Raw genomic sequence first — 24,835 nt, 5'->3', positions numbered from 1 at the left:
TCAATCCAATAATCGGTTTTGATATAAATACTCCTCGGATATGTCGGCAAATAAGAACATGCCGTCCGGTAACGGATAGCTAAAGGTTCGCGTCACTTCGTTTGAACTGAAATCACGATAGTCTCCCGATAAATAGCCACGCCCTCGAACATCCATCGCCGCCATCGTCTGAATGAAATACGGTCGGAAACTCCAGTTATAGCCTCGATACGTATTATCGACACGCCATTCTCCATTCACGCAGTAAACGTTCGCACTCGTCTGGAAACCTGTCTTATCTGTTATATAATAACGAACAAACACCTCTTCCAGTTTTGGGGCGATGAATTGAATCCACTCGTCTTTCTTGTCTCTCGACCATTTTCCGGATTGAACTAGTTCACCAATGCGGCGATGTAACTCAAATTCAAGCTCGTACAAGCGATTCAATCGTTTCTGGTCATGTAAAAAGAAGGAAGGCACTTCTTGTGCCAACACACCCATACCTTTGATTTCTCGTTGGGGAATCTCATCTTCCAAGCCTAGTAGGCCACCCATGTAATACCGACCACCGTGCTGCCACGCGTAACGAAGCTGTCCGATGTGGTTGATGGATTTGTAAAGAAGCGGTGCACCAAGCTTCGAAGCAATATACTCCATCGTCTGAAGCATGTTCGGATAGGTGACCGATAACGTCTTTTTCTCGACCATCGTGCCAAGGTCGACGAGCAATAATTCTGGCGCAAGCGTCATGATGTCTTCGATACTCGTGGATTCGGCAAAGTCTAATGCAATTTTCAATCCATAGGACCGATAGTATTGAATGACACGTGACAATCGCGGGACGTCGACTAAGTCCGTCCCTTGTAAGGTCACATAAATACGGTGTAACGGAAAATTCAATTCGCGTAGTGGGGCTAAAAAGGCTTCTCCCCCTTCTTCGAGAATCCATTCCGACCGGCATCTGAACGTGACGAATGGTTTGACGTCACGAAGTTGCGCTGCCGCGAGTTGCTCCATTCGTTGGGCGATGTCTAATTGATACTCGAGGGGAACGTCATCATCATAAAAAAACGGTGTCAATGATTCGCCTCGGAATCGTCCATGTACCATATATCCTTCCACTTGAAACGTCGCCGCCCCAAGGATTGGTTCATACGTCACCATCACTTCTTCAGGATGGACCATCACTTCTACCGCATCCACAATTCATCACCTCTTCGTTAAATGCGAAAACGAGCTACAATCAGCTCGTTCGCGTGTGTACATACATATAGGCACCGAAACAAGCAATAAAATAGGCGATACTCACCACGCCATATGCAATGCCCATCTTTCCGCCTACTCCAATGGCTAACACTAAAAAAATCATCGCTCCAAATAACAATGTCGCCACGGGGATATAACGAAAGTTAGGACGGTCTGTCTTTGACACGATTGGTTTGAGTGCGATTACACAACCAAGCAGCACAAGGAGACCGAAACTTAATTCCACCATCCGTTGACACCTCATCCTTCTATCTCTACTCAACTAGTGTAGCACGACACAATAAAAAATGCCGCAAATCCACTTAGGGAAATGCGGCATTTCACGATGATTAGTCACGCGGACGGCGTGGACCACGGTCATCCGAGCGACGACGATCGTCACCACGGAATGATCCTTTACGGTCTCCACTGCGTCCATCACGACGTTCGCCACCGCGTCCACCACGACGATCGCCACCACGGCCACCGCCACCGCCACGACGGTCGTTACGACCACGGTATCCACCGCGATCGCCACCACGGCCACCTTGGCGTTTCACACGAACTGGTTCAGCGTACGAGATTTCAACAGGTGTTGAATCTGGCTCTTTCGTCAATCCACGAAGGGCAGCAGCGAGAATTTCAACTGCTTCGTACTCTTCAAGAAGCTCTGTCGCAAGTTGCGTGTAAGCTTTGAAGTCGCCCGCTTGAACGCGTTCGATCAACTCTTCAGCTGCTTGCTTTTGGTTTCCTTCAAGTACTTCCGCGATTGTCGGTACGTGACGACGGTTCATCTTCTTGTTTGTCACACGCTCGATTGCCTTCACTTGTCCAAATTCACGTGGCGTGATGAACGTGAGGGCTGTACCTGTCTTACCTGCACGGCCTGTACGACCAATGCGGTGTACGTAGCTCTCTGGGTCTTGTGGTACATCGAAGTTGTAAACGTGCGTGACACCTGAAATATCAAGTCCACGTGCAGCTACGTCAGTCGCTACCAAGATATCGATTGTTCCATTTTTGAAACGACGAATGACTTGGTCACGTTTCGATTGCGTTAAGTCTCCGTGAAGACCGTCTGCAGTGTATCCGCGTTTGATGAGGGCTTCTGTCACTTCATCTACACGTTTCTTCGTACGAGCGAAGATGATGCTGAGTTCTGGTGAATCGATGTCGATCAAACGGCAAAGTGTATCGAATTTTTGACCTTCACGCAATTCGAGGAATTGTTGGTTGATGTTCTCAACTGTCATTTCTTTCGCTTTCACTTTGATGATTGTCGGCGACTTCATGAAGCGCTCAGCAATCTTTTTGATTTGTGGTGGCATTGTCGCTGAGAAGAGAAGCGTTTGGCGCTCTTCAGGAAGACCAGCCAAAATCGTTTCGATATCTTCAACGAAGCCCATATTGAGCATTTCATCTGCTTCATCCAAGATGACTGTTTGAATGTCATCGAGTTTGATTGTCTTACGTTTCATGTGGTCCATGAGACGTCCTGGTGTCGCTACGACAATTTGCGGGTTCTTTTTCAAACCACGGATCTGACGGTCGATTTGTTGACCACCGTATACTGGAAGTGCGTATACGCGCTTCGTTTCACCGATTTTGTTTAATTCTTCTGCAACTTGAATCGCAAGTTCACGTGTCGGTGCAAGAACGAGTGCTTGGACTTGACGCGCCTTTGAATCGATTCGCTCAATTGTCGGAATACCGAAAGCTGCTGTTTTCCCTGTACCTGTTTGTGCTTGTCCTAATACGTCCACTCCCGTGAGTGCGACAGGAATTGTCTCAGCTTGGATCGGTGTAGCTTCCTCGAAGCCCATTTTGTGTACACCTTTTACTAATGCTTCACTTAATTGTAAGTCTTGAAATTTTGTCAAATTATATTCTCCTTTGTTCATACAAAAAACGTCTGAGTTCAGTTTGACAGATCTACAGACGTTTTCTCAATGTTTCCTCATAGTCAACTTTATTAACTATAACGTATTTCTTCCTAAAATGAAAGAAATACATTTTTAAACTTTCATGTCACCTGAACATGAGTTATCTTATTTCAATTTATAGCCGTTGTCGAGCTTTTCAACTTGCTTGTCTTTCAATAGTTTTCCAAGCGCTCGTTTAAATGCTGCTTTACTCATTCCGAATTCACGGTCGATGATGTCAGGTGATGTCTTATCACCGTATGGCATTTGGCCACCACGTTCTTCAATATACGAGAGGATGCTCGCCGCATCACCATCAATCGCCTCATAGGCACGTGGCTTCATCGAAACGAGGACCGTACCGTCTTGTTTGACCTGCGTCACACGGACGGTCAACTGTTCTCCGAGACGTGGCCAACGTGTCATCTCAGCCTCATGCAAGAAACCGAGTGATTCCCCTTCGACCCATACGTTGACGCCCACTTCGCGTTTATTGACGACGATGGCCTGCACGTCCTGGTTGTTCCATTCTTCTTTCGACGGTCGTGCCAACAAGTTCAAGAACGCATATGGTGCAGGGTCCCCAAGCAAGCGTCCTTTTTGGTCATACTTCAATCGAATACACAATTGATCGCCCGTTTGTGGCCAATATGATCGGTTCTCCGGTAAGTCATCCATCGAAACGAGAACGTCCTTTTGAATTCCGATATTCACGAAGACCCCTGTGTTATACCGAACGCCAGTCACTTCAAACCATTCATACTCATCAAATGAAACGGTCGGAATCGTCATCGTTGATGCGAGACGTCCTTCTGAATCATGATATAAGAAGACACGAACCGTTTGACCGATTGTCACTTCTTCTGTTTGTTCTTTACGGTGAAGGAGCACCTCTTCGCGGCCGTTACTAATGAATACTCCAAAATCAGCAGAACGTTCCGCGACTAAATCTACTACTTCTCCTGCGCGCAATGCCATTACACCCACATCCTTTTCTAAGCTATTACTGTCAGTATACCTATCTACACACGTTCCTAATCATATCATGTTCTCTTTCAACATTTTGAATAAATGTGTCGAAAATGTGAATGTGTTTTGAGACTGTTGAAATCATGATTGTTTACAGAACTTACATGATTTATTAAAATTTTGTGACAATTTTGTGAACGTGTTTTTTTCTGCTAGTATCCTTTTTTTGAAAACGTTATTATATAGGAAGTGTCCAGTATAGATAAGGTTTCATTTAGGATTGATCGGGGGATAATAAATGTTTGATATACAGTCTCGTTCTTTTGCAAAGCGTTTTACAAAAGGATTGCTTGTCGCCTTTTTCGCATTACTCGCATCTCTCAGTTTTATTTTCTCAAACGGTGTCGACACGAATGTATCGTCATCCTCGACTTACATGACTCAAGAGTAAACGCCATTCAGCCCACTGAAGGCGTTTTTTTCTTTGCAATACATAACAGGATTTCCCTTCAAAAAGTCGAATACGATTAAAAGACCATGCCTTTTTCTTTCATACCTTTAAGAAAAGGAGACTCCGCTATGATTTTTTATTTTCTCACGTCCATTTTATCAATCGTAGGACTTGCTTTTTTGTTCCAGACCGAATTGTACAAAGATCCAATCGGAACATTTTTATTTGCCGTCCTAATTGCGATGGGACTCTCTTCCTTCAAACAACTCTTCATGCAGGCAAATGAGTATTTTGTAGAAAGACGGAACCAGAAACGGATCAAACGAGTCGTCGACAGAATGCACTCCACGACTCGAAAACGCTCTACATAACGCTCGTCTTCCCTCGCCACATTTGGTATCCTATGTAGGAACAGACATCGTACAATGGATTTATAATCGCAGGAGGCACATAACCGTATGAATGAAATCCCGTTATCGAATGAATGGCTACTTCGTTATTCACCTGTCATGGAGCTTTGGTTAAAAGAGGACGGTATTTTGCTTGTCGATGATGACAACCGAATCCGTCTCACTCTCGAAATCGGAAGTGATCAGGCCATGCAAATCAAAAGTATCGAGCAAGACGGCGCCTATTTCGTCGTCGATCCTGTGAATAAACGCATTACGTTCGAGCTCGAAGAAGAGGAAGAAGAGAGCGATTCTCGCTTTTGGGAATAAGGATTCATGCCGAAGGGTCGGATTCTCGTCAAGAGAAGAAGACTCTTTCTTGTTGTCATCATGAGAGGAGAGAATAGAATGATTCGAACAGCTGTATGGTTTTTCTCATTTTTTGCCGTATTACCAATCACCGTCCCGTTTTTACAGAAGGCGAAAAAAATCGAAACGCCAAAGCGTTACCGTTACGTACAAGATATCGCTTATAAATGGGCACAGTTTCTACTGAAGATTGCGGGTGCAGACATCCGTGTCCACGGTCAAGACCAGATTCCGGATGAACCCGTCGTCTACGTGTCGAACCACCAAGGAAACTTCGATGTCCCGATTATGTTGACCGCCACGAAACGACCGAAAGCGTTTATCTCGAAAATCGAGGTTCAAAAATTCCCGATTATTCCACGTTGGATGGAATTGATGGGGTGTATCTTCATCGACCGGAGTGACCGTCGTCAATCGATTCAAGCCATTCGTTCCGGCGTCGAAACAATTCAATCCGGTCAATCAATGATTGTCTTCCCAGAAGGCACACGCTCAAAAGGTGGACCGATGAAGGAGTTTAAAGCCGGAAGTTTGACGCTCGCCACCTCAAGTGGTGCGAAAATCGTTCCAGTCGCGATTCAAGGCAGTTATAGATTGTTAGAAGCCAAAAATCGAATCACCCCGGCAACGGTCGATGTCACGTTCCTACCTGCGATTGATCCGGCTGATTTGCCGAACAAGGAAATCGCAGCAACGGTCGAGGCGGCCATTCGTCAACAGCTTGAAGGAGAGAACGCATGAGTTTATTAATGATTGAAGGCATTCATAAAGAGTTTGCAGACAAAGTCTTATTTGATGATGTGACGATGACAATCCATCCCGGAGACCGTATCGGGATTATCGGCGTGAACGGTTCGGGGAAATCGACGTTCATGAAAATCATCGCCGGTACCGAGACAGCAGATCGAGGCACGATGCAGCATCCGAACGATTATCGGATTCGCTACTTGACTCAAACGGTTCAATTCGACGAAGGACAAACGATCCTTGACGCTTTATTCACAAGTGATACTCCTTCCGTTCAAGCGTTGAAACAGTTCGAGCGCGCCAGACAAGCACTCGAAGCGAACCCGACAAGTGAGCAGTTACTTGAACGCTTCATGAAAGCCCAACAGGCCGTCGATGCCGCAGACGCTTGGGAAACGGAAGCAAAACTGAAGTCGATTTTAAACCGGCTCGGTCTTCCTGACGTGTCAATCGATGTGAACGCCTTGTCTGGGGGGCAACAAAAGCGAGTTGCGCTCGCCGCAGCGTTACTCGATGAAGCGGACTTATTGCTCTTAGATGAGCCGACGAACGAACTGGATGCCGATACAATCGCATGGCTCGAAACGATGCTTGCCGATTACCGGGGAGCGATCCTGCTCATCACCCACGACCGCTATTTCTTGAATCGTGTCACGAATCACATTTTGGAGATTGCGGATGGAACGAGTTACTTCTATAACGGGAACTATGAACTCTTTCTCGAGAAGCGTGCCGAGCGAAAAGCTCGGGCACAATCGATGGAACAGAAACGACAAAATATATTACGTCGCGAACTCGCTTGGTTGCGTCGTGGCGCGAAAGCCCGGACAACCAAACAAAAGGCACGCATTCAACGTGTCGAAGACTTGAAACATCAAGAGAGCTTAGCGGAAGACGAGACGCTCGACGTCTCGGTCGGATCTCGCCGACTTGGTAAAAAGGTCATCGAAGTCGAAGATTTATCTTTCGGATACGATGACTCCCTTCTCATTCGGCAGTTCAATTGGATTTTCGGTCGCCGTGAACGCTACGGGATCGTCGGCCCGAACGGGAGTGGGAAATCAACGCTCATGAACTTGCTCACCAAGCGCCTAGAACCGACAAACGGTACGATTGTGCACGGAGAAACCGTTCATTTAGGCTACTACGGACAACAAGTCGAATTTGAAGACGAGTCACGACGGGTCATCGATGAGATCGAACGCATCGCCAAAGTCATCCACACGCCGGACGGCGAGGTCATCACAGCGGGGCAAATGCTCGAACGTTTCCTTTTCTCACCGGACGCGCAATATAAACCAATTGCGAAGCTATCTGGTGGCGAAAAACGGCGTCTCGTCCTGCTTCGAATTCTCATGGATGAACCGAACGTCTTATTCCTTGATGAACCGACGAACGATTTGGACACGGAAACGTTGTCTGTTTTAGAAGACTATTTGGAGTCCTTCCCAGGTACAGTCATCGCCGTCAGTCACGACCGCTATTTCTTAGACCGGATCGCCGGACAGTTGATCGCTTTCGAAGATGGGGTCATCCAGGTGTATCACGCAGAATATAGTGACTATTTGGCCATGCGTCAAGAAGAGGTTCGTCAAGTGAAGAAAGAGAAAGAACCTAAAGAGAAAAAGGAACGCGTGAAGTCGGAAGTCGTGAAATTCACCTTCAAAGAACAGAAGGAATGGGACACGATCGAAGAAGACATCGCCGCACTTGAAGAACAGATTGAAGCGCAGGAAGCGACGCTTGCATCAGCGGGCAGTGACCTTGGTAAAGTCAATGAGTTGTATGCGAAGATTGCAGAACTGAAAGAAACACTCGATGCGAAGATGGAACGTTGGACCTACCTATCAGAAATCGATGAACAAATACAAGCAGAGAAAAAAGGCTGACCTCCACATAAGGTAGCTTATCAAATGAAATGAACAAGAGATGGATTTCCGATATTTGTTCCGGAAATCCATCTCTTTTGATTATTTCACTTTGATGATGATTTTGCCTTTGGCATGCCCTTCTTCTCCATAGTCATGAGCAATTTTCGTATCTTCTAAATCAAAGACCCGGTCAATCACAGGTTTCAGTTCGCCTTTTTCAACAGCTTCCGCAATTTTTTTCAAACGCTCCCCCGTTGGTTGCATGAAGACGTACTCGGCACGGACCTTCGCCTGTTTGGCTTCCTCTTCATTTGGTGGTGTGGAGATGGAGACGAGCATCCCATTCTCTTTAAGCATTTGGTAGAGTTTGCTCTGCCCGTCGCCCCCCATCGTATCGAATACGAAATCAATATCGCGGACAGTATCTGCCGGGTCTTGTTGTTTATAGTCGATGACCTCGTCGGCTCCAAGTTTTTTGACCCAATCTACGTTCGGCGTGCTTGTCGATGTGACGACATACAAACCGTGTGCTTTCGCGAGCTGGATGGCTACCGTTCCGACACCACCTGAACCGGCTCCGATGAAGATTCGATCACCCGGTTTGGCATCCATCACTTCGAACATGACTTGCCATGCCGTATGCGCGACGAGCGGCAGTGAAGCGGCCTCCTCAAAACTAAGCGAAGCTGGTTTTTTGACGACAAGATGGGAATCGACTGCGACGTACTCGGCATATGTGCCTTGGCGCGCGATTTCTGGTCGGCTAAACACTTCATCTCCAACCTTCAATTCGGTCACATTCGCCCCAACTTCTTTGATGACACCCGATACATCCCACCCGATAACGAGCGGCATCTCGTAATGGAGCATTTCTTTCAAGTATCCTTCACGGAGCTTCCAATCGACCGGATTGACGCTTGCGGCATGAACTTCAATTAATACGTCATCTGCACCGATTGCCGGTTGTTCAAGTTTCCCTACTTTGAACTCATCCGACCCGCCATACTGTTCGATATATGCTGCTTTCATCTCATCATCCTCCTTTGATTGACTCACTTCTAGTTGGTTCCCATTTTATTTCTCTTACAAACGAAAAAAGCACACCGTAGAAACGGTGTGCTCAGACTGACTGATGGGTCATATAGCTATAGACATACACATCATGAGATTGTCCACGCTGACGCATATAGTTATGTAGTCGACCTTCTTGAAAGAATCCATTCTTCTCCAACATGCGTTGGGATGCAAGATTCTCGACATAGACGATGGCACCGACCCGTTCAATTTCACACGTCACGGCAAACTGAAGCGCCGCGTGAAGGGCTTCGGTCGCATAACCCGAACGCCAATACTCCGGTTTGAGTTCATAACCGATCTCGGCACGCCGATGCGACGGTGCCCGATTGTGAAACCCGATTGTCCCGATTAACGCTTTTGATTCGCGATGCTCGATGGCAAAACGGATGATCGCACCTGTTTCGATTTGTGCGAGCATATGCGTCAGCATCTGTTCCGTTTCTTCTAACGTCCGATGTGGCTCCATTCCGTAGTGGCGTAGCACGTGTTCATCTGAAAAGATGGCGAATACGTGCGGACCGTCCTCCATTTGGAGAGGTCGCAGTCGGAGGCGCTCCGTTTCAATCACAGGGAGACGGTTCATCCTTTACTGACCAAGTTATGTTGGAACGCATAGACGACTGCCTGGGTCCGGTCATAGACGTCAAGCTTCGTCAAGATGTTCGACACGTGTGTCTTCACTGTTTTGAGTGAGATGAACAATTCGTCCGCAATCACTTGATTCGACTTGCCTTCCGCCATCAGTTGCAAGATTTCTCGTTCACGGGCAGTGAGACTCTCATGAAGTGTCATTTCCGGATGACGCAGTCGTTCGAGCATCTTTCCTGTTACCTGGGCGGCCATGACCGGATTGCCGGCAGCGGTTTGACGAATCGCATCTGCGATTTCATTTGCATTCGCTGTCTTGAGGACATAGCTCATCGCACCGGCTTCGATGACGGGATACACTTTCTCATCATCCAAGAAACTCGTCACGACCAAAATCTTCGCTTCTTTCCAACTTGCTTTAATTCGTTTCGTCGATTCGACTCCGTCAACGGGCTCCATCACCAAGTCCATAAGGACAACGTCCGGCTTCTCCGCAATCGCAAGCTCGGCTCCCGTTGCTCCGTCCGATGCTTCGCCGACGACTTCGATGTCCGGTTGTGTCGATAAAAAGGCAGATACGCCCGCCCGAACCATTTCATGATCATCAATTAATACAACTCGAATCATCATTACCCCTCCACTTGTTGTTTCACACGTACTTCAATTTGTGTCCCGACATTCGGCACACTGACCAATCGCAACGTTCCACCGACTTCTGCCGTACGCTCTCTTATCGATTGTAATCCATATGAGGCGACTTGTGTATCGTCCACATTAAATCCGATTCCGTCATCGTTAATCTTTAAGATGACCGTCTGTTGCACGGTTCGCATCTCGATTTCTAAACGAGTCGCTTTGGCGTGTCGTAACGTGTTACTAATCGCTTCCTGAACAATCCGAAACAGTTCATTTTCAGTGTGCCGGGAGAGCTTCACTTCCTCTAAACGCCAGACGAGCTCGGTCGATTGTTTACGAGACAGTTCTTCTAACAAGCGTTCGATTCCCGTCTTTAGTGTCATGCCTTCTAGTTCGACCGGCCGAAGTTGTAACAGCAACGAACGCATCTCTGCCTGTGCGGTCTGCGCCATGAGCTCGACTTGTTCCATTTGTTTACTCGCGAGTTCTGGTTTCGTCTGCATCGTCTGTTTGACCGCTGTCGTCATCATCGAGATGGCATAGAGCTGTTGACTCACCGAATCATGAAGTTCTCGTGCGACGCGACGTCTTTCTTCGACGACGGCCTCACTCCGCGCCTCTTCCACACTGACCGGACGCTCACCGACTCGCTTCGCCATCTCGACCATCTCTTGGCGCTGTTTCGATACGCGGACGATTCGTTCGAGTGTATCTCGGTATGGGGACATCGGGCGGAAGGTGATGTCTTTTTGGTTCTCCAGTTTCCAAAGGGCATTGGCGACTTCCCGAAAGTCTCGGCGCAAATAAAAATACGAACCGACGCCAAAGATACTTCCGATCAAGACGGCAATCACTAGAATGGACACACCGAAAGGCAACCCTTCTTCACGCGAAAATAAATCGCTCAATGAAGTCGAGTCACCTATGAGAAACGCTACAGTAATCAAGAAAGCCGTCAACAAGCTACTAAACAGTTGATGCCAGACGACCGTTCGTGGATAAGAATCTTTTTTCATACCGTCATCACCTCGACACTTCCGCTCATGAGCACGATATGAATCCGGACTTTTCGTGTAGCCTGGACATAATCATCAGACGCTGTATAGAAGCGACGATTGAACACCGGCGAATAGTTCGAGTCATCGACCTGCACTTTACCGAACCCGATCGATGCGTCAATCGAATAGTCATACCCCGCAGGAATGAGAATTCGAATGTCTCCCGCAAGTCCATTGAGGAGTAAGAACGTCTCTCCTTCCGGAATGATGGCTTGTGACAAATCCATCTCAACGTCCCGTAGTAAAAAGAACTCATTCGTATCACGTAACACATAGTGCCCCGATTCCTTCATCCCAAATGAGAAGGCTTGTTCTTGACGAAGGGGTGTCCGGATTTTCGATTCGACCGGTCGATTCTTATAGAGTCGATAGCCGAATAACAGGAGGAGTCCGGAGAGCACGAATCCGAATGCCGCAGATGAGAAAATCAAGCCAATCAAGAGGATTCCCCCAATTGCGTAAAAAATATAGCTAGCAGACTGCTTCCCCCGACGACTGAACCGTCGACCGATGTAGAGGAGAAGCAGCGGGAGGATCATGCTGAATAAGACGCTATTCCCACCCGTCACGATATCGATGAAAAGTCCGACTGAAAATAAGATAATCATAAATCCAATGATTTGACGTGTGTTCCAACGTTCCATGTCCATTCCCCCTTTCTGTTCATATGTATGAAGCAAAGAAAGCGATGACCTTGTTCAGGTCATCGCCGAACCATCGCCTCACTCTTGTTTAAAGCGACGCTCCAGTTCTTTCAATTTTGCTTCAAAATCATCTTCATCTTCCTGCGTGTCTTGCTTCTCTTCGGCAGGTTGTTCTTTCTTTTCTTCCTCAGTGAATGGATGCGACTGAGACGTATTTTGACCAAAGATTTGGTCGAGTGCCCCTTTTAACAAGTCTAGGTTTTCGCGCATTGCAAACTCATAACGTTTATTTTGCATCTCATCGAGTTTGAGTTTCATCTCGAGCGCACGACGCTCTAATGTATCTAACTCGCGCTCACCTTCGTCAATCAATCCTTCAAAGTAACGGTACTGTTCCCCGTAATGTTTGGATTCGAGTGCCGCACGTTCTGCCAACTTTTCTTCCCCGGCTTGTTTCGCCAGTTCTGTTTGCTCATATCGTTTATCTGCCATCTTCTTGGCATCATCACGTTTTTCAGCAAGTTCTGCAAGCAATGTACGTTGACGTTCCACGAGTCGTTCAACCGACAACGCTTCCTTCTCCGCTCCACGGATATGACGGTTCAATTCCGCTTCTCCACTTGAACGTGGCATCTCTTTATCCTGATACTTCTTCACTTCTTTCGAAATTTCTTTCGTCAATTCATTCGCTAATTCACGAAACTGATCAAACGGTGTCTTCATGGTGAATCCTCCTTATGAAATCTCAACGACGATTAACAAATTTTTGCCACACTTGATCAAACTGCTGGAAGCTGCTCCGGCCGGCACGCGTTCCGTCTGCATTTAAAATCTCGACATCCGGGTCGCGTTTTTCACTTGTATACATCATATACCCTTTAAACAACAACCACGCGACAATGATTCCGACGAGCGCCCAAATGTTTGAGAGCATCGTCCCAATCCCAATGACAGCAAGGATCCCGAAACCAACTTTAGCACCGATGTGTGTCACAGCCTGAAAACGGACTCCAGCCCAAAGCGTCAAGAGCGCTCCTAATCCGAATAAAATCATATTCGGTAAAGAACCGATCAACACGAGCACTAGAGCGATCGCGGCCACGATGAACAACACCTTTTTCACTTGGTGATTCATCTGTCATCCCTCCTTGTTAAGTACACTCTTATCATAATACGTTATTTGACATAGGTCGACGAGCGGAAGGCTTGTTTCACCTCGGTCTTTAGACTGAGATGGTACCGTTTCCAATAACTGTGGTACACTAATGCTATCGAACAACGAAAGGATGATGTTTTATGAGCAACATGATGCATGCACGTAACCAAATGTCAGCAAATCGGAGGGCTGTCGTCCTCCATCACTAAAAGGAGGATTCTTTTTGAATCAACAAACTGAAACGGGACGTGTCACGGCACAGTTCCAACATCTTTATACGGTATCAATCGGAGAAAACGCCTATATGTGCGGGGTTTCCGGAAAATTTCGACATGCCGCGACGAGCGAACGGGATTACCCAGTCATCGGCGATTATGTCACGATTCAAGTTCGCGAGCATGGTCAAGGTACGATTCACCATCTCCTTGAGCGTCGGACCGTTCTTTCACGAGCGGCCGCCGGCAACGAGACACGTGAACAACTGATCTGCGCGAACGTCGACTACGTCTTGATTACGATGGCGTGTGGACACGACTTCAACATTCGTCGCCTAGAACGCTATACGCTAGCCGCTTGGGACACCGGGGCAATCCCAATCATCGTCTTGACAAAGACCGATCAAGTCGACTCCGTCGACACATTGCTCGAAGACATTCAAGTGAACGCACCTGGAATTCAAGTATTCCCCGTCAGTGCTGTAACGGGAAAAGGTGTGGCTGAACTTCGTCACGCATTGCCGAGTGAGAGCACAATCGCCTTCGTCGGTTCGTCCGGCGTCGGAAAATCTACGCTGACGAACGCCCTCGCCCACGAGACACTTGCCGTCACACAAGCCGTCCGGGCGCAGGACGAGCGCGGAAAACATACGACGACACACCGCGAACTGTTCCGAATCGACGACTTATACGTCATCGATACACCAGGGATGCGAGAATTCGGACTATGGGAAGGAAGCGAGCACCTCGATGAGACGTTTCGCGATATCGAAGCACTTGCCGAGACATGCCGCTTCCGCGACTGCTCACATCAGAAAGAACCGGGCTGTGCCGTCCAAGAGGCACTCACGAGCGGTACGCTAGATGCGAAACGCTATGCTAGCTACGTCAAACTTGAGCGAGAGCTTCTCTATATGGAGAAAAAACAGGCAGAACATGCCCGCGTCCTAGAAAAGAAGAAAAAGCGAGTGTAACGTAAAGCAAGCGCAGACCACATCGGCCTGCGCTTGCTTTTTTATACGGTTCCCTGCAAAATCCCTTCTGCCCATTCGACTTCATCGGATGTCGGGGGCTTCGTGCCTTTAAGCGGATAATCGAGTCCGAGCGCCTCCCATTTGTAGACGCCCATCTCATGATAAGGCAAAATCTCGACTTTCTCGACATGGTCTAGCTTTTGAATGAACGCGGCCGTGCGACGAAGCGCACCTTCTTCGAGCGTCCATCCAGGTACAAGGACGTGGCGAATCCACATTTTCGTTCCGCGCTCGGAAAGGTGTTCGGCAAGCGCGAGCGTGTTGGCATTGCTACGTCCCGTTAGCTTTTTACACATGTCGTCGTCGATATGCTTGATATCGAGCAAGACAAGATCGGTGTGATCTAAAATCGCATCCAAATTAGGAGGTCGGAGCGCACCAGACGTATCAAGTGTCGTATGAAGCCCATGCTTTTTCGCTTCACGCAGCAGCGCCTCTAAAAATTCAGGTTGCGCGAGTGGGTCGCCACCAGAAATCGTGATGCCGCCTTTCGATGCGTCCATGAACGGACGGTAGCTGAGCGCCTCTTGAATGACGTCTTCAGCCGAGCGGTGATTATTCTTTTTGAAATCCCACGTATCTGCATTATGGCAATAGAGGCAACGTAACGCACAACCTTGTAAAAAGACGATAAAGCGAATACCAGGGCCGTCAACTGTTCCAAATGATTCGACCGAATGTACATATCCCATTGTCATCGAAATGACCTCCTAACGAATGAGCGGCCCTCCGTAGAAGGCCGCTAAGCCTTTATTTACAACGAACCGTGGAACGTACGGTTGATGACGTCGATCTGTTGCTCACGTGTCAACTTGATGAAGTTGACCGCATATCCTGATACGCGGATTGTGAGTTGTGGATATTCTTCTGGATGTTCCATTGCGTCGAGAAGCGTCTCGCGGTTGAAGACGTTAACGTTCAAGTGATGTCCTTTGTGCTCTCCGCTCATGTACCCATCGAGAAGCGCCGCCAAGTTGAGTTCGCGTGCGATTTCTTCTTTTCCGAGTGCTTTCGGTACGATTGAGAACGTGTAAGAGATTCCGTCTTGTGCGTGTTCAAATGGAAGTTTCGCAACAGATGAGAGCGATGCAGCCGCACCTTTTGTATCCCGTCCATGCATTGGGTTGGCACCTGGAGCGAATGGTTCACCCGCACGACGACCGTCTGGCGTATTTCCTGTTTTCTTACCGTAGACGACGTTCGATGTGATCGTGAGGACCGATTGCGTATGAAGTGCGTCACGATATGTTTTATGTTTCCGTACTTTCTCCATGAATGATTCGACGAGTTCGACGGCGATTGCATCGACACGGTCATCATTGTTTCCGAATTTCGGGAAGTCCCCTTCTGTTTCGAAGTCGACGATGATTCCTTCTTCATTACGGATCGGTTTGACGTTTGCGTATTTGATTGCTGAAAGACTATCCGCCGTTACCGAGAGACCTGCGATCCCACAAGCCATCGTCCGTAAGATTTCAGGATCGTGAAGCGCCATTTCGATTCGTTCATACGCATATTTGTCGTGCATGAAGTGAATGACGTTGAGCGTATTCACGTATAGCTCTGCCAACCAGTCGAGCGTCCGGTCAAAGTCGGCATATACTTTTTCGTACGTAAGCACGTCTTCTGTGTTCATTTCCCAAACTGGAGCGATTTGAGCACCGCTCTTCTCGTCACGACCGCCGTTCATGCTATAAAGGAGAGCCTTCGCCATGTTGGCACGCGCACCGAAGAACTGCATTTGTTTCCCGATCTTCATCGGTGACACACAACATGCGATGCCGTAGTCATCACCGAATTGTGGCATCATCAAGTCATCGTTCTCATATTGAATAGCCGAAGTTTCAATCGACATTTTCGCACAGTATTGTTTGAATCCTTCTGGAAGTTTCGTCGACCAAAGGACCGTCAAGTTTGGTTCTGGAGCTGGTCCGAGGTTCGTGAGTGAATGCAAGAACCGGAATGAACTCTTCGTGACGTTCGAGCGACCGTCTTGACTCATCCCACCGATTGATTCTGTCACCCAAGTCGGGTCACCTGAGAATAATTCATTGTAGTCCGGTGTCCGTAAGAATTTGACGATTCGAAGTTTCATGATGAAATGGTCAACGATTTCTTGGACGTCTGATTCTGTTAAGCGACCCGTTTCAAGGTCACGTTCAGCGTACACATCAAGGAAGGTCGAGACGCGACCGAGTGACATTGCGGCACCGTTTTGTTCTTTGATGGCAGCAAGATACGCCAAGTATACCCATTGATATGCTTCTTGCGTATTTTCCGCAGGACGACCGAGGTCAAATCCATATGCAGCTCCGAGTTGTTTAAGTTCTTGGAGGGCACGAAGTTGTTCATTCAGTTCTTCCCGATCGCGGATGTCCGATTCAGATAAGAACCCGCCACGTTTTGCCAAGTCTTTTTTGCGTTCTGCCATCAAGAAATCGATTCCATAGAGAGCGACGCGACGATAGTCACCGATGATGCGTCCGCGACCGTATGCATCGGGAAGCCCAGTGATGATCCCTGATTTACGAGCGGCCCGCATTTCTGGTGTATAGGCATCGAAGACACCTTGGTTATGTGTTTTACGAATTTCTGAGTAAATTTTAGTGATTTCTTCGTCTGGCTCGAAACCATATGATTCGAGTGCCGCATCGACCATACGAATGCCGCCATTCGGGTGAATCGAACGTTTAAACGGTTCATCCGTCTGAACGCCAACGACTTTCTCTAACTCTTTGTTTAAGTAACCTGGTCCATGCGATACGATGGTCGATGGTGTGTGTTGATCGACGTCCCAGACGCCTCCACGTTCACGCTCTTCTTTTGTTAGGTCCATCACACGATTCCAAAGAACGTTTGTCGCTTCGGTTGGACCTGCTAAAAACGCATCGTCTCCTGTGTACTCATGACGGTTCAAACGGATAAACTCACTGACGTTTACTTCATTCGTCCACTGACCAGGGACAAAACCTGACCATGCGGATTTGATTTCGGTTGCCATGTTGATTCACTCCTCATTCTCGAAAGTAACTGCGTGTTATCTATACTGTGAGTGTACGTGAAAACATGAACAATATGTTTTACATTCTTGTGAAACTTGTAACAATCTTATGAACGTGATGAAATAGCCGTTTTTGAAAGCGTTTTACAAACTGTTATATCCGACAAATTATATGAGTTGAAACAGATGAGCCCCCAATTGGATAACGTTTACCCATCATCTGTACTAATTTGATTGTTCTGTGACGAACTATACAGTTTTTAAGGTGATTAATCTCACATCACTCGGTTAGAACTTGAATTTTTGTGTCGTATCAGACACAATGAAGGCAGAACATTGCATAAGAGGAAGGGGTTCTACTCATGACGTATGAACCATTAACAGCAAATCACGCCTTTCAAGTCGGCGATCGCATCTCATTAAAGGTCGATGAGGCTGGTGAAAAGCGTGATGGATTTATCACAGAATTTGAAGACGGAGGGTTTTGGCTCCGCTTCGACGATGACATCGAGAACGAAGACTTTATCGATTATCGCGACCAGCTACTCGCTGCACTTTTGTCGCGTCCAATCCATGTCATTACGACACATCCGGAACTGAAACCGTTCGAGAACATGGCGGCCGAGTTACAGTATCGCGTTTATCAAGGATTCACGATTGAGAAAGTTGAATTGACAGCAGAAGGTGCAGACGCCCACATCCAACTCATCGAAGACGGTCAGACGTACACACAGACGTTACGTTCTTCAATGGAAGATGGTCAGGAGCATGTTCGCTATATTTGACGAGGGAGCGCTGTCGCTTCCTTTGTTTTTGCCTAAAGATAAGGAGACCGAATATGAATTTTACAAAACCTTTTATTAACGAAACGTGGGAACGGATGGGCTTCAATGAGCCGATGCCGGTCCAAAAAGAAGCGTTTCCTCTACTATTAGATGGAAAAGATGTGACAATCGAGGCACCAACCGGAACGGGTAAGACACTCGCCTACCTTCTTCCAGCCATTGAAAAGATCGACCCATCGAACGACCGCATCCAAGTCGTTGTGGTCGCCCCGACCCGTGAACTTGTCATGCAGATTCAACAAGTCGCACAACGTTTCACCGAAAAAGGCGACGTCCGCATCGGTTCGTTCATCGGTGGCGTCGAATTGAAACGTCAAATCGACCGAATCAAGAAGAAGCCACATTTGATCGTTGGGACACCAGGTCGTCTCGTCGAGTTGATCGACAAGAAAAAACTGAAGCTCCACGAAACACATACCGTCATTTTGGATGAAGCCGACCAAATCATCGACAGCGGTTTGACAGAGGCCGCAGAACGAATCATCAAGCATACCGCGCACGAGCGTCAGCTTGCACTCGTCTCGGCAACACTCACCGACTCACTCCAAGAGTGGGCGTCACCATTCATGAACGAACCGGCTCATATCAAAATCGAACGTGCCGTAAGCAATCAAGTGACATACGGCTATCTGTTAACGACGCGCCGGTATAAACCGGAACTTCTTCGTCGTCTTTCACACGTCGACGATGTGAAGGCACTCGCCTTCATCAACAACCGCTCGTTCTTGCCACCGCTTCGCGGAGAACTTGAAAAGTTGAAAGTGAACTACCGGATGCTCGACAGCTTGAAAGGGAAGCGCGAACGCGTCGAGACGCTCCGCGAATTCCGTAAAGGCGAATACCCGCTCCTTATCACGACTGGTCTTGCTGCACGCGGTCTCGATATTGAAGATGTGACACACGTCGTCCATTTCGACTTACCGGAGTCAATTGATGACTTCATCCACCGTTCTGGCCGTACCGCTCGTGGTAACGCGGGAGGGACTGTCCTTTCACTCGTGACGACGGATGACCTGCCGCACTTGAAATCGTTCGCGCGTCAACTCGGTGTCGAGTTGAAAGAGCTCGAAATCTATCGCGGTGACGTGATTGAGAAACGGATTGAGGAGAAGCCTCCTGTCGTCAAACGTCCTGCGAACAAGCGAGGACCGCGCCGATGAAAAAAGACCGGAAAGTAATTCCCTTCCCTTTGCTCGTCGAAGAGTCCGAATTGCTTGCCGAACTGAAAAAGTTGTATGAGCAAGCGGCTCTTGCGCGAAGCACACAGTGGACGAACTATATTCAAGAGATTGCATCGGAAGGGACATGGCACTTAAAAGATGCCGAACTCTTCCGTGACCTCTTCATCGATTGGGCCGTCTTCTTTGAGACGGATGAGGATGGGATGACACCCCATGGTCGCTACTTGGCCGACCATAAGAGCGACATGTCCCCTGCCCTCTATCACGCACTCCGTGGACTAGCCGTCCCGCGTTGTAGCATCTTTGAAGTCACAGAAGACGGTCAGTTGAAAGACTGGGAATCAAAAGAGACATACGCCGTTCAGTTACCAGAAGAACGTGAGACCGGCGACCTCGTTCTCGGGAAGCTACTCGATATCCGAGGCAGTTGGCGTTTCGGTTCTGCGTTTCTCGCCTTACCTGCGAAGATGTCTGGGAATGTTGCCGATCTGTATATCGACTTTACGGATGAAGTCGGTCCCGGTGCCTTTTTGGAGCAGTTCCCGGAGTTCTGCGCGGAACTGATCGACTTGTTGCTTGATTTAGAAGAAGGCGTCATCATACCGAAACCGACTAAGTAAAAAAAGCAGGATCAGCATGCAATCATCCCCTCACCATGTTGATCTTCACAAGTTCAGTATTCCAACGCTACTAAAAAGAGCGGGTATACCAAGACCCGCTCAAGTTTTATGAAACTCCGAAATCCATCGGAGTTTTTTTATTTTCCAAAGGCTGCTGAACATGATCCAATCACAGATGAAACACCGAAGAGGTCTAGCAAGGCTTCGCGCGCATCTGGTCCTGCATCTTTAGCCGCGAGTCGAACAGCTTGTTTGAGTGACGCTGTCTTACTTAATTTATCTTCTCGTGACATCTGATAGTATGGTTTGATTGCTTTAACAAACTTCGTAGCACCACCGACAGATTTCAAGGCAGATTTGATTTTGAGGATTTTCGCTGGAGTAAAATTGATGACAATTGCAGTTCCAACGGCTCCTACACAACCTGCAATTGAACCTATACTAGCTTTTCGAACACCCGCTAAATCTTGTCTTTCATCCAAATCAAGTGTGAAACTTACTTCATTCTCAAGGTATATTTTTATGGCTTCCTCGCCCTGCATAATCACTTCATCCGGCATATTCTCGATTGCAGTTAGGATCTCAATTAACTGTAAGTCCTGTTCATTCAAATCTTCAGCAGCGCTAGCTGAATCTCCTGGTATAAATGAGGTAGACAAAACAAGTATCATCACCATCATAACTGATATGACTTTCGATTTTATAGACAAGTTAATCCTCCTTCGTTTTTACTACAAACTTAAGCACTACAGCGATTAGAAAAATTACAATGGTTATAACCGCTTTACTATTCTCAGACAAGCCATCCACAAAAAAGTGTATAACAGTAATGGCTGCGAGGAGCAGGATATAAATCCACTCTTTAGTCGAATTTTTCATTTATATAACCTCCCATTCACTCGCAAATTAACATACTGAAATTTGGAATGTAAGCCCGAAAAAGATGTTCTAAGGGGCAAGACATATGTCTATATTTAGAGTTGTACAAAACAAAAAAACGGACAACTATGTCCGCTTAGGCAGTAGATGAGTCATTTTCATCGTTATAACGTTATCGTAGCAATCATCATTCATAATGATGCTGACCTATGTTTTGGATGGACCCCATCTTTTCATATTTTTATCTGACATCTACGTCAATCTGTTTGAGTATATCACGCGCTTCTTCATTTTCAGGCGTGATTGCCGCACTCGAGATTTGTTTCCCATCCTCGTATACATCGATGACAACACCGTCTTTCGCTTGGCGCGTTTGGTAAAGGCGACCATTTTCATAGAAGGCGTGATCCACTGAATCAAGAACTTCCCGGGTCGTTTTTTTCCAGGTGTTCAAGTCGATAACGACTTCTTCGCCGTCCTCATTTAAGGCGAACAGGTTGTGACCTGACACTGTATAATCCCAAAATTCCTGACCTTCAGCCAATTGAACAACTTTCCCCGTTTTTGTATCGTAAGCGAAGAGTCCTGGATTCGGATCCTCAACATTGATTTCCTCTTCCCCTTCTCGGATCACTTCGTACGAGCTGACACCGACAGAAATGAAACGAGTTTCTGTCACTTGAGAGGATACATCGGTAGCATAAAAACGATTCGTATTGATGACATGGGTGATAAATCCTATATCCATTCTCAATTCTTTGACGGTCACCTCATTCATCGCTTCATTAAACGTGGCGATCATTGTTTTTACGTTTTCGTCATATCCATCTCGATAGATTAAGTTTAACTGGCCATCATTCAGAAATGCGCCTGCCCACACCCCGTTCACGATGTCGTATATTTTTGAATCACTGGCATCGAATGAAAATGTCGATAACTTTTCTTCATCTTCTTGTGTAAATACGATGAGCTCTTTCATCCCATCCTGACCGACCCCGATATATCCGTCTTCTGTTCGAATCGATTGGGCATACGTCCATCCATTCATGATTCTATGAATGGAACGCGCATCTCCATTCAAACGTTCCCGATATCGCAATCCCTCAGCTATATAGTTCAAGTTTGACGTGATGTGACTCTCATCCGTCGTCACTTCAAACCGCTGTTCAACATCATCCTCTGTGCTATAACCAATCTCTACCACTGCGTCTTCCCACACTGATGGATTCGAACTGATGTCTAACGCCCATTCTGCTTTCGGTTCCGTCGCATCAACGGCAAACGTCCCAAGCCCAATCACGATGACCGCACCGAGCGCGGCCACATTCCACATTCGTTTCATTTTCTCACCTCACACATTCAGTTTCGTCTGTAAAAATCTTCGACCTAGCCAAATCGTCACACTTGCCCATACGACCAATACCATACCGACGTACACGATCGTCTCATCATAAATTAGTCGATTCGACAGGAACGCGTATCCTAAAATTGGAATGGTCAAGATGACAACTAGAATCGACAAGCTAAGTACCGGTGACCACATCGTCCGTTGCCAGAAACTTCGTTCAATCAACACGAATGTGAAGATGAAGAGCACAGCAATCGTGATTATCAATTGATGAATGACAAAGTTGATGAGCGAAGAAGGATACATAACCATTAACATCCCATGGTAGGAAATAGCTTGCTCGAATGAGCCTCCCATCGGTATCATCTTTCCATCAAACCAACTCGTGAACGCTATGTACTGTAATTTGAGGGCAATCCATTCGATGGCAAATAACCCTAACGTCATCATTAAAATGGTAGCGAGTTTAGCGAAGAACAAGGTCATCCGCTTTTGTGGCATCGTGAGCAGTCGCATCATGAACGTCCCTCGTCCTTGAAAATCGCGATACCAGATCCATACGCTGTACAGCAACACGGCAGCAACGGCAATTCCGAGTGATAAAAGATAAGGAGTGCCATTTAAGTAATTTAAAAATGATAGTTGATAGTCCGCATTTCCTTCACGTCGCAACTGTTCATAAAAATTTGTTTCGTCCCATAAAAAGTAACCGAGATATCCAAACTGTATAACGATAAGACCTGCGACTAATGTCAAGAACGGTTTCGTGACACGTTCAACTTCCCAACTCAATAGTTTCAATAGATTCATGCCCCGTACTCCTCTCTCATCACATCGACGATCGACTTCCCGTGAATGAAACGGACATCCTCGACGTCAAACTCACGAACGATGCGTCCGTTATTCAACATGACTGCCTTGTCGATCAAGTACTCGATATCTTCTATTTCATGTGTCGTAATGAGGATGCCCCGGTTCTCCATGATTTCACTTGAGAACAGTTCAACAATCTGTTCTTTCGAAAAGACATCGATTCCTGAGAACGGCTCATCGAGCAATAGATAATCCGGGTCTTGGGCAATGCCGAGCGCAAGATTCGCTTTGGCGAGCGTCCCTTTCGATAACTCGCTCAACTTATCTTCCGGGAATAATTTAAAATCTTCGACGAGACGAGCAAATAATGCCGAATCAAATGTCGGATAGAAATCTTTCATAAACGCTTCACATTGCTCAATCGTGAAATGAATTGGGAACATCGCATGGTCAGCGACAAAGGCGACACGATTCAAATCAATTGGTTTTCCATCAATCAATACCGAACCTTTATCGAAAGGTGTCAATCCCATGATGCCTTTCAATAACGTTGATTTCCCCGTCCCGTTCAGCCCGATCAGGCACGTGATTTCCCCTTTATTCGCTGTGAACGAAACGTCTTCAATGACTTGTTTCCGGCGATAGCGCTTTTTAACTCCCAACACTTCGATCATCGTACGTCCCCTCCTTGTACTGTCGTTTAATCTTATCGACCAGCTCGTCTACCGAGACGTCGAGTTCTTGAATCGCTTCCACAAATACTGCGACCGCGTCATCTACAATCTCAGAGCGGATTTGTGCCAATATCGTACCATCTGTCGTTACACGACTCGGTCGATTTCGTTCGGTCGTAATCAATTGTTGGTCCTCCATTTCTTTGAACGCTTTTTGAACGGTGTTCGGATTAATTTTTAAATCGTTCGCTAGTTCTCGCCGGGATGGCATTTCATCCCCGGCTTTCAGTTTACCGAGTGCCATCTTCTTCTTGAAGTAGTCGACGACTTGTAGATAAACTGGTGTCCTCGTATTGAATTGCATGTTCATCACCTTTCTAAGTGTATGACATGGTTAATACACTTCCTAACTGTATTATTAGCGTAATACACTAAGACGTCAATCATTTTTTCAAATTTTCTCCAAACAAAAAACATCTGACACGTGCGTCAGATGTTAAAACGTTCAGTCAGAGCACGCTATCTGCCCCTCTTTTCGGGTCGACGTCCCGAAGATACAAATTTTCTCCTGGCCAGTACCGGCGCTTGTATTTCTCAAGCCGTGTTGTCGGATCACCGAGGTATGTATCCCGGTTCAAAACTCGCTCGTACCGAACTTTTCGGGGACAGTCGAGATAAATCACATAGTCGAAATAAGAACGCCATTCAGGACGTTGTAGAAAAATCCCTTCTACGACAACCGTATGCGCGAATGATACGTCCACGATCTCTTCTGCGATGACATCTCGTTCATACACGTAACGAGGTAACGTCAATTCCGTCATCCCATTCCTCAATGGACGAAACAGTTCACGTTCTAAGCGCGAGACATCCCATTGAAATGCGTAATACTCCACCGGTTCAGGCTGTCCGGTCTGATAGCGTCTGTCCCGTTCAACGATATAGTCATCGATGTGAAGAACGTAAACACTCGGCTCATTGCTCAAATGTGAGACGAGCGTTGTCTTGCCCGCTCCGCTCAGTCCATCAATCGCTACCACAAACGGTCGATTCTCTGAGTGCATCGAACGAGCCGCACGGATGACGTCTAATATGTTCATATCGTTCCTCCTCACACAAAA

27 protein-coding genes are annotated in these 24,835 nt (G+C 47.0%); 8 read left to right on the top strand and 19 right to left on the bottom strand.

The window, feature by feature from the left end:
• From GVY43_RS14495 to GVY43_RS14480, 4 genes are all read right to left on the bottom strand, one after another.
• Nucleotides 1-1,185: an EAL-associated domain-containing protein gene (locus tag GVY43_RS14495; RefSeq protein WP_074037729.1), complete on the bottom strand. Its 1,185-nt coding sequence runs from the start codon at nucleotides 1,183-1,185 to the stop codon at nucleotides 1-3.
• Between the two features lie 40 nt (nucleotides 1,186-1,225).
• Nucleotides 1,226-1,477 carry a hypothetical protein gene (locus GVY43_RS14490; protein ID WP_015880847.1) on the bottom strand — a complete coding sequence of 84 codons (252 nt, stop codon included), beginning with the start codon at nucleotides 1,475-1,477 and terminating at the stop codon, nucleotides 1,226-1,228.
• 100 nt (nucleotides 1,478-1,577) lie between these two features.
• Entirely contained in the window at nucleotides 1,578-3,107 is a 1,530-nt protein-coding gene (locus GVY43_RS14485) for a DEAD/DEAH box helicase (protein ID WP_015880846.1), read from the bottom strand.
• Nucleotides 3,108-3,275: 168 nt separating this feature from the next.
• The gene (locus tag GVY43_RS14480; protein ID WP_159563567.1) at nucleotides 3,276-4,127 is read right to left on the bottom strand and encodes a S1 RNA-binding domain-containing protein; all 852 of its coding nucleotides are present in this window, start codon (nucleotides 4,125-4,127) and stop codon (nucleotides 3,276-3,278) included.
• A 570-nt stretch (nucleotides 4,128-4,697) separates the two neighbouring features.
• Here GVY43_RS14480 and GVY43_RS14475 point away from each other — a divergent pair.
• The 4 genes from GVY43_RS14475 (at nucleotide 4,698) to GVY43_RS14460 (ending at nucleotide 7,963) form a co-directional block, all read left to right on the top strand.
• Nucleotides 4,698-4,940: a hypothetical protein gene (locus tag GVY43_RS14475; protein WP_074037731.1), complete on the top strand. Its 243-nt coding sequence runs from the start codon at nucleotides 4,698-4,700 to the stop codon at nucleotides 4,938-4,940.
• A gap of 87 nt (nucleotides 4,941-5,027) precedes the next feature.
• Nucleotides 5,028-5,288 carry a hypothetical protein gene (locus tag GVY43_RS14470; RefSeq protein ID WP_015880843.1) on the top strand — a complete coding sequence of 87 codons (261 nt, stop codon included), beginning with the start codon at nucleotides 5,028-5,030 and terminating at the stop codon, nucleotides 5,286-5,288.
• A gap of 78 nt (nucleotides 5,289-5,366) precedes the next feature.
• Nucleotides 5,367-6,068: a 1-acyl-sn-glycerol-3-phosphate acyltransferase gene (locus tag GVY43_RS14465; protein ID WP_159563566.1), complete on the top strand. Its 702-nt coding sequence runs from the start codon at nucleotides 5,367-5,369 to the stop codon at nucleotides 6,066-6,068.
• The gene (locus GVY43_RS14460) at nucleotides 6,065-7,963 is read left to right on the top strand and encodes an ABC-F family ATP-binding cassette domain-containing protein (RefSeq protein WP_159563565.1); all 1,899 of its coding nucleotides are present in this window, start codon (nucleotides 6,065-6,067) and stop codon (nucleotides 7,961-7,963) included. Before GVY43_RS14465 ends, GVY43_RS14460 begins: the two co-directional genes overlap by 4 nt.
• 81 nt (nucleotides 7,964-8,044) lie before the next feature.
• Here the strand turns inward: GVY43_RS14460 and GVY43_RS14455 are convergent, their stop codons facing one another.
• From GVY43_RS14455 to GVY43_RS14425, 7 genes are all read right to left on the bottom strand, one after another.
• Nucleotides 8,045-8,974, bottom strand: a complete 930-nt coding sequence (locus GVY43_RS14455; protein WP_159563564.1) for an NADP-dependent oxidoreductase — start codon at nucleotides 8,972-8,974, stop codon at nucleotides 8,045-8,047.
• Between the two features lie 91 nt (nucleotides 8,975-9,065).
• Complete coding sequence (locus tag GVY43_RS14450; RefSeq protein WP_236548972.1) at nucleotides 9,066-9,590, bottom strand: GNAT family N-acetyltransferase; 525 nt, start codon at nucleotides 9,588-9,590, stop codon at nucleotides 9,066-9,068.
• 11 nt (nucleotides 9,591-9,601) lie between these two features.
• Nucleotides 9,602-10,237 carry a response regulator transcription factor gene (locus tag GVY43_RS14445; RefSeq protein WP_015880838.1) on the bottom strand — a complete coding sequence of 212 codons (636 nt, stop codon included), beginning with the start codon at nucleotides 10,235-10,237 and terminating at the stop codon, nucleotides 9,602-9,604.
• Nucleotides 10,238-10,239: 2 nt separating this feature from the next.
• Entirely contained in the window at nucleotides 10,240-11,262 is a 1,023-nt protein-coding gene (locus GVY43_RS14440; RefSeq protein ID WP_074037734.1) for a sensor histidine kinase, read from the bottom strand.
• A complete protein-coding gene (liaF, locus tag GVY43_RS14435) occupies nucleotides 11,259-11,948 on the bottom strand; it encodes a cell wall-active antibiotics response protein LiaF (RefSeq protein ID WP_015880836.1) in 690 nt (229 codons plus the stop codon). Before liaF ends, GVY43_RS14440 begins: the two co-directional genes overlap by 4 nt.
• A 78-nt stretch (nucleotides 11,949-12,026) precedes the next feature.
• Entirely contained in the window at nucleotides 12,027-12,671 is a 645-nt protein-coding gene (locus GVY43_RS14430; RefSeq protein WP_074037735.1) for a PspA/IM30 family protein, read from the bottom strand.
• A 22-nt stretch (nucleotides 12,672-12,693) separates the two neighbouring features.
• The gene (locus GVY43_RS14425) at nucleotides 12,694-13,083 is read right to left on the bottom strand and encodes a hypothetical protein (protein ID WP_031421063.1); all 390 of its coding nucleotides are present in this window, start codon (nucleotides 13,081-13,083) and stop codon (nucleotides 12,694-12,696) included.
• A gap of 244 nt (nucleotides 13,084-13,327) precedes the next feature.
• On the opposite strand from GVY43_RS14425, the gene rsgA reads away from it, so the two are divergent.
• Nucleotides 13,328-14,293 (top strand): ribosome small subunit-dependent GTPase A, encoded by a 966-nt coding sequence (gene rsgA, locus GVY43_RS14420; protein ID WP_074037737.1) that lies wholly within the window; start codon nucleotides 13,328-13,330, stop codon nucleotides 14,291-14,293.
• A gap of 41 nt (nucleotides 14,294-14,334) precedes the next feature.
• On the opposite strand, the gene pflA is transcribed toward rsgA, so the two are convergent.
• Nucleotides 14,335-15,051, bottom strand: coding sequence for a pyruvate formate-lyase-activating protein (pflA, locus tag GVY43_RS14415; RefSeq protein WP_074037738.1), 717 nt, complete (start codon nucleotides 15,049-15,051; stop codon nucleotides 14,335-14,337).
• A 56-nt stretch (nucleotides 15,052-15,107) separates the two neighbouring features.
• Nucleotides 15,108-17,354: a formate C-acetyltransferase gene (pflB, locus tag GVY43_RS14410; RefSeq protein ID WP_159563563.1), complete on the bottom strand. Its 2,247-nt coding sequence runs from the start codon at nucleotides 17,352-17,354 to the stop codon at nucleotides 15,108-15,110.
• A 362-nt stretch (nucleotides 17,355-17,716) separates the two neighbouring features.
• Here pflB and GVY43_RS14405 point away from each other — a divergent pair, with 362 nt between their 5' ends.
• Genes GVY43_RS14405 through GVY43_RS14395 form a run of 3 tightly spaced genes read left to right on the top strand, consistent with a single transcriptional unit; the run spans nucleotide 17,717 to nucleotide 20,000 of the window.
• Nucleotides 17,717-18,139: a hypothetical protein gene (locus GVY43_RS14405; RefSeq protein WP_159563562.1), complete on the top strand. Its 423-nt coding sequence runs from the start codon at nucleotides 17,717-17,719 to the stop codon at nucleotides 18,137-18,139.
• A gap of 53 nt (nucleotides 18,140-18,192) precedes the next feature.
• On the top strand, nucleotides 18,193-19,359 hold the full coding sequence (locus tag GVY43_RS14400) for a DEAD/DEAH box helicase (protein WP_159563561.1): 1,167 nt from the start codon (nucleotides 18,193-18,195) through the stop codon (nucleotides 19,357-19,359).
• Entirely contained in the window at nucleotides 19,356-20,000 is a 645-nt protein-coding gene (locus tag GVY43_RS14395) for a hypothetical protein (RefSeq protein WP_159563560.1), read from the top strand. The genes GVY43_RS14400 and GVY43_RS14395 overlap by 4 nt, the downstream gene beginning before the upstream one ends.
• Nucleotides 20,001-20,137: 137 nt before the next feature.
• On the opposite strand, the gene GVY43_RS14390 is transcribed toward GVY43_RS14395, so the two are convergent.
• From GVY43_RS14390 to GVY43_RS14365, 6 genes are all read right to left on the bottom strand, one after another.
• Nucleotides 20,138-20,710 (bottom strand): hypothetical protein, encoded by a 573-nt coding sequence (locus tag GVY43_RS14390; RefSeq protein ID WP_084543114.1) that lies wholly within the window; start codon nucleotides 20,708-20,710, stop codon nucleotides 20,138-20,140.
• A 410-nt stretch (nucleotides 20,711-21,120) separates the two neighbouring features.
• Nucleotides 21,121-22,221 carry a hypothetical protein gene (locus tag GVY43_RS14385; RefSeq protein WP_159563559.1) on the bottom strand — a complete coding sequence of 367 codons (1,101 nt, stop codon included), beginning with the start codon at nucleotides 22,219-22,221 and terminating at the stop codon, nucleotides 21,121-21,123.
• A 9-nt stretch (nucleotides 22,222-22,230) separates the two neighbouring features.
• The gene (locus GVY43_RS14380) at nucleotides 22,231-23,037 is read right to left on the bottom strand and encodes a hypothetical protein (protein ID WP_159563558.1); all 807 of its coding nucleotides are present in this window, start codon (nucleotides 23,035-23,037) and stop codon (nucleotides 22,231-22,233) included.
• The gene (locus GVY43_RS14375) at nucleotides 23,034-23,714 is read right to left on the bottom strand and encodes an ABC transporter ATP-binding protein (RefSeq protein ID WP_159563557.1); all 681 of its coding nucleotides are present in this window, start codon (nucleotides 23,712-23,714) and stop codon (nucleotides 23,034-23,036) included. The genes GVY43_RS14380 and GVY43_RS14375 overlap by 4 nt, the downstream gene beginning before the upstream one ends.
• A complete protein-coding gene (locus GVY43_RS14370; protein WP_201302258.1) occupies nucleotides 23,692-24,084 on the bottom strand; it encodes a GntR family transcriptional regulator in 393 nt (130 codons plus the stop codon). Before GVY43_RS14370 ends, GVY43_RS14375 begins: the two co-directional genes overlap by 23 nt.
• 139 nt (nucleotides 24,085-24,223) lie before the next feature.
• The gene (locus GVY43_RS14365) at nucleotides 24,224-24,814 is read right to left on the bottom strand and encodes a kinase (RefSeq protein WP_159563555.1); all 591 of its coding nucleotides are present in this window, start codon (nucleotides 24,812-24,814) and stop codon (nucleotides 24,224-24,226) included.
• Nucleotides 24,815-24,835: the final 21 nt, after the last annotated feature.

Origin of the sequence: Exiguobacterium sp. 8H, from assembly GCF_902506255.1 — a bacterium.
GTDB lineage: Bacteria > Bacillota > Bacilli > Exiguobacteriales > Exiguobacteriaceae > Exiguobacterium > Exiguobacterium profundum.
The sequence above is the reverse complement of the archived record's forward strand: the minus strand, read 5'-3'. Positions and strand labels throughout refer to the sequence as shown.

Coding starts and splice junctions, on each gene's coding strand:
- GVY43_RS14490 (WP_015880847.1), bottom strand. CDS start 1,477: ATGGTGGAATTAAGTTTCGGTCTCCTTGTGCTGCTTGGTTGTGTAATC.
- GVY43_RS14480 (WP_159563567.1), bottom strand. CDS start 4,127: ATGGCATTGCGCGCAGGAGAAGTAGTAGATTTAGTCGCGGAACGTTCT.
- GVY43_RS14475 (WP_074037731.1), top strand. CDS start 4,698: ATGATTTTTTATTTTCTCACGTCCATTTTATCAATCGTAGGACTTGCT.
- GVY43_RS14470 (WP_015880843.1), top strand. CDS start 5,028: ATGAATGAAATCCCGTTATCGAATGAATGGCTACTTCGTTATTCACCT.
- GVY43_RS14465 (WP_159563566.1), top strand. CDS start 5,367: ATGATTCGAACAGCTGTATGGTTTTTCTCATTTTTTGCCGTATTACCA.
- GVY43_RS14460 (WP_159563565.1), top strand. CDS start 6,065: ATGAGTTTATTAATGATTGAAGGCATTCATAAAGAGTTTGCAGACAAA.
- GVY43_RS14455 (WP_159563564.1), bottom strand. CDS start 8,974: ATGAAAGCAGCATATATCGAACAGTATGGCGGGTCGGATGAGTTCAAA.
- GVY43_RS14445 (WP_015880838.1), bottom strand. CDS start 10,237: ATGATTCGAGTTGTATTAATTGATGATCATGAAATGGTTCGGGCGGGC.
- GVY43_RS14440 (WP_074037734.1), bottom strand. CDS start 11,262: ATGAAAAAAGATTCTTATCCACGAACGGTCGTCTGGCATCAACTGTTT.
- liaF (WP_015880836.1), bottom strand. CDS start 11,948: ATGGAACGTTGGAACACACGTCAAATCATTGGATTTATGATTATCTTA.
- GVY43_RS14430 (WP_074037735.1), bottom strand. CDS start 12,671: ATGAAGACACCGTTTGATCAGTTTCGTGAATTAGCGAATGAATTGACG.
- GVY43_RS14425 (WP_031421063.1), bottom strand. CDS start 13,083: ATGAATCACCAAGTGAAAAAGGTGTTGTTCATCGTGGCCGCGATCGCT.
- pflA (WP_074037738.1), bottom strand. CDS start 15,051: ATGACAATGGGATATGTACATTCGGTCGAATCATTTGGAACAGTTGAC.
- pflB (WP_159563563.1), bottom strand. CDS start 17,354: ATGGCAACCGAAATCAAATCCGCATGGTCAGGTTTTGTCCCTGGTCAG.
- GVY43_RS14405 (WP_159563562.1), top strand. CDS start 17,717: ATGACGTATGAACCATTAACAGCAAATCACGCCTTTCAAGTCGGCGAT.
- GVY43_RS14400 (WP_159563561.1), top strand. CDS start 18,193: ATGAATTTTACAAAACCTTTTATTAACGAAACGTGGGAACGGATGGGC.
- GVY43_RS14395 (WP_159563560.1), top strand. CDS start 19,356: ATGAAAAAAGACCGGAAAGTAATTCCCTTCCCTTTGCTCGTCGAAGAG.
- GVY43_RS14385 (WP_159563559.1), bottom strand. CDS start 22,221: ATGAAACGAATGTGGAATGTGGCCGCGCTCGGTGCGGTCATCGTGATT.
- GVY43_RS14380 (WP_159563558.1), bottom strand. CDS start 23,037: ATGAATCTATTGAAACTATTGAGTTGGGAAGTTGAACGTGTCACGAAA.
- GVY43_RS14375 (WP_159563557.1), bottom strand. CDS start 23,714: ATGATCGAAGTGTTGGGAGTTAAAAAGCGCTATCGCCGGAAACAAGTC.
- GVY43_RS14370 (WP_201302258.1), bottom strand. CDS start 24,084: ATGAACATGCAATTCAATACGAGGACACCAGTTTATCTACAAGTCGTC.
- GVY43_RS14365 (WP_159563555.1), bottom strand. CDS start 24,814: ATGAACATATTAGACGTCATCCGTGCGGCTCGTTCGATGCACTCAGAG.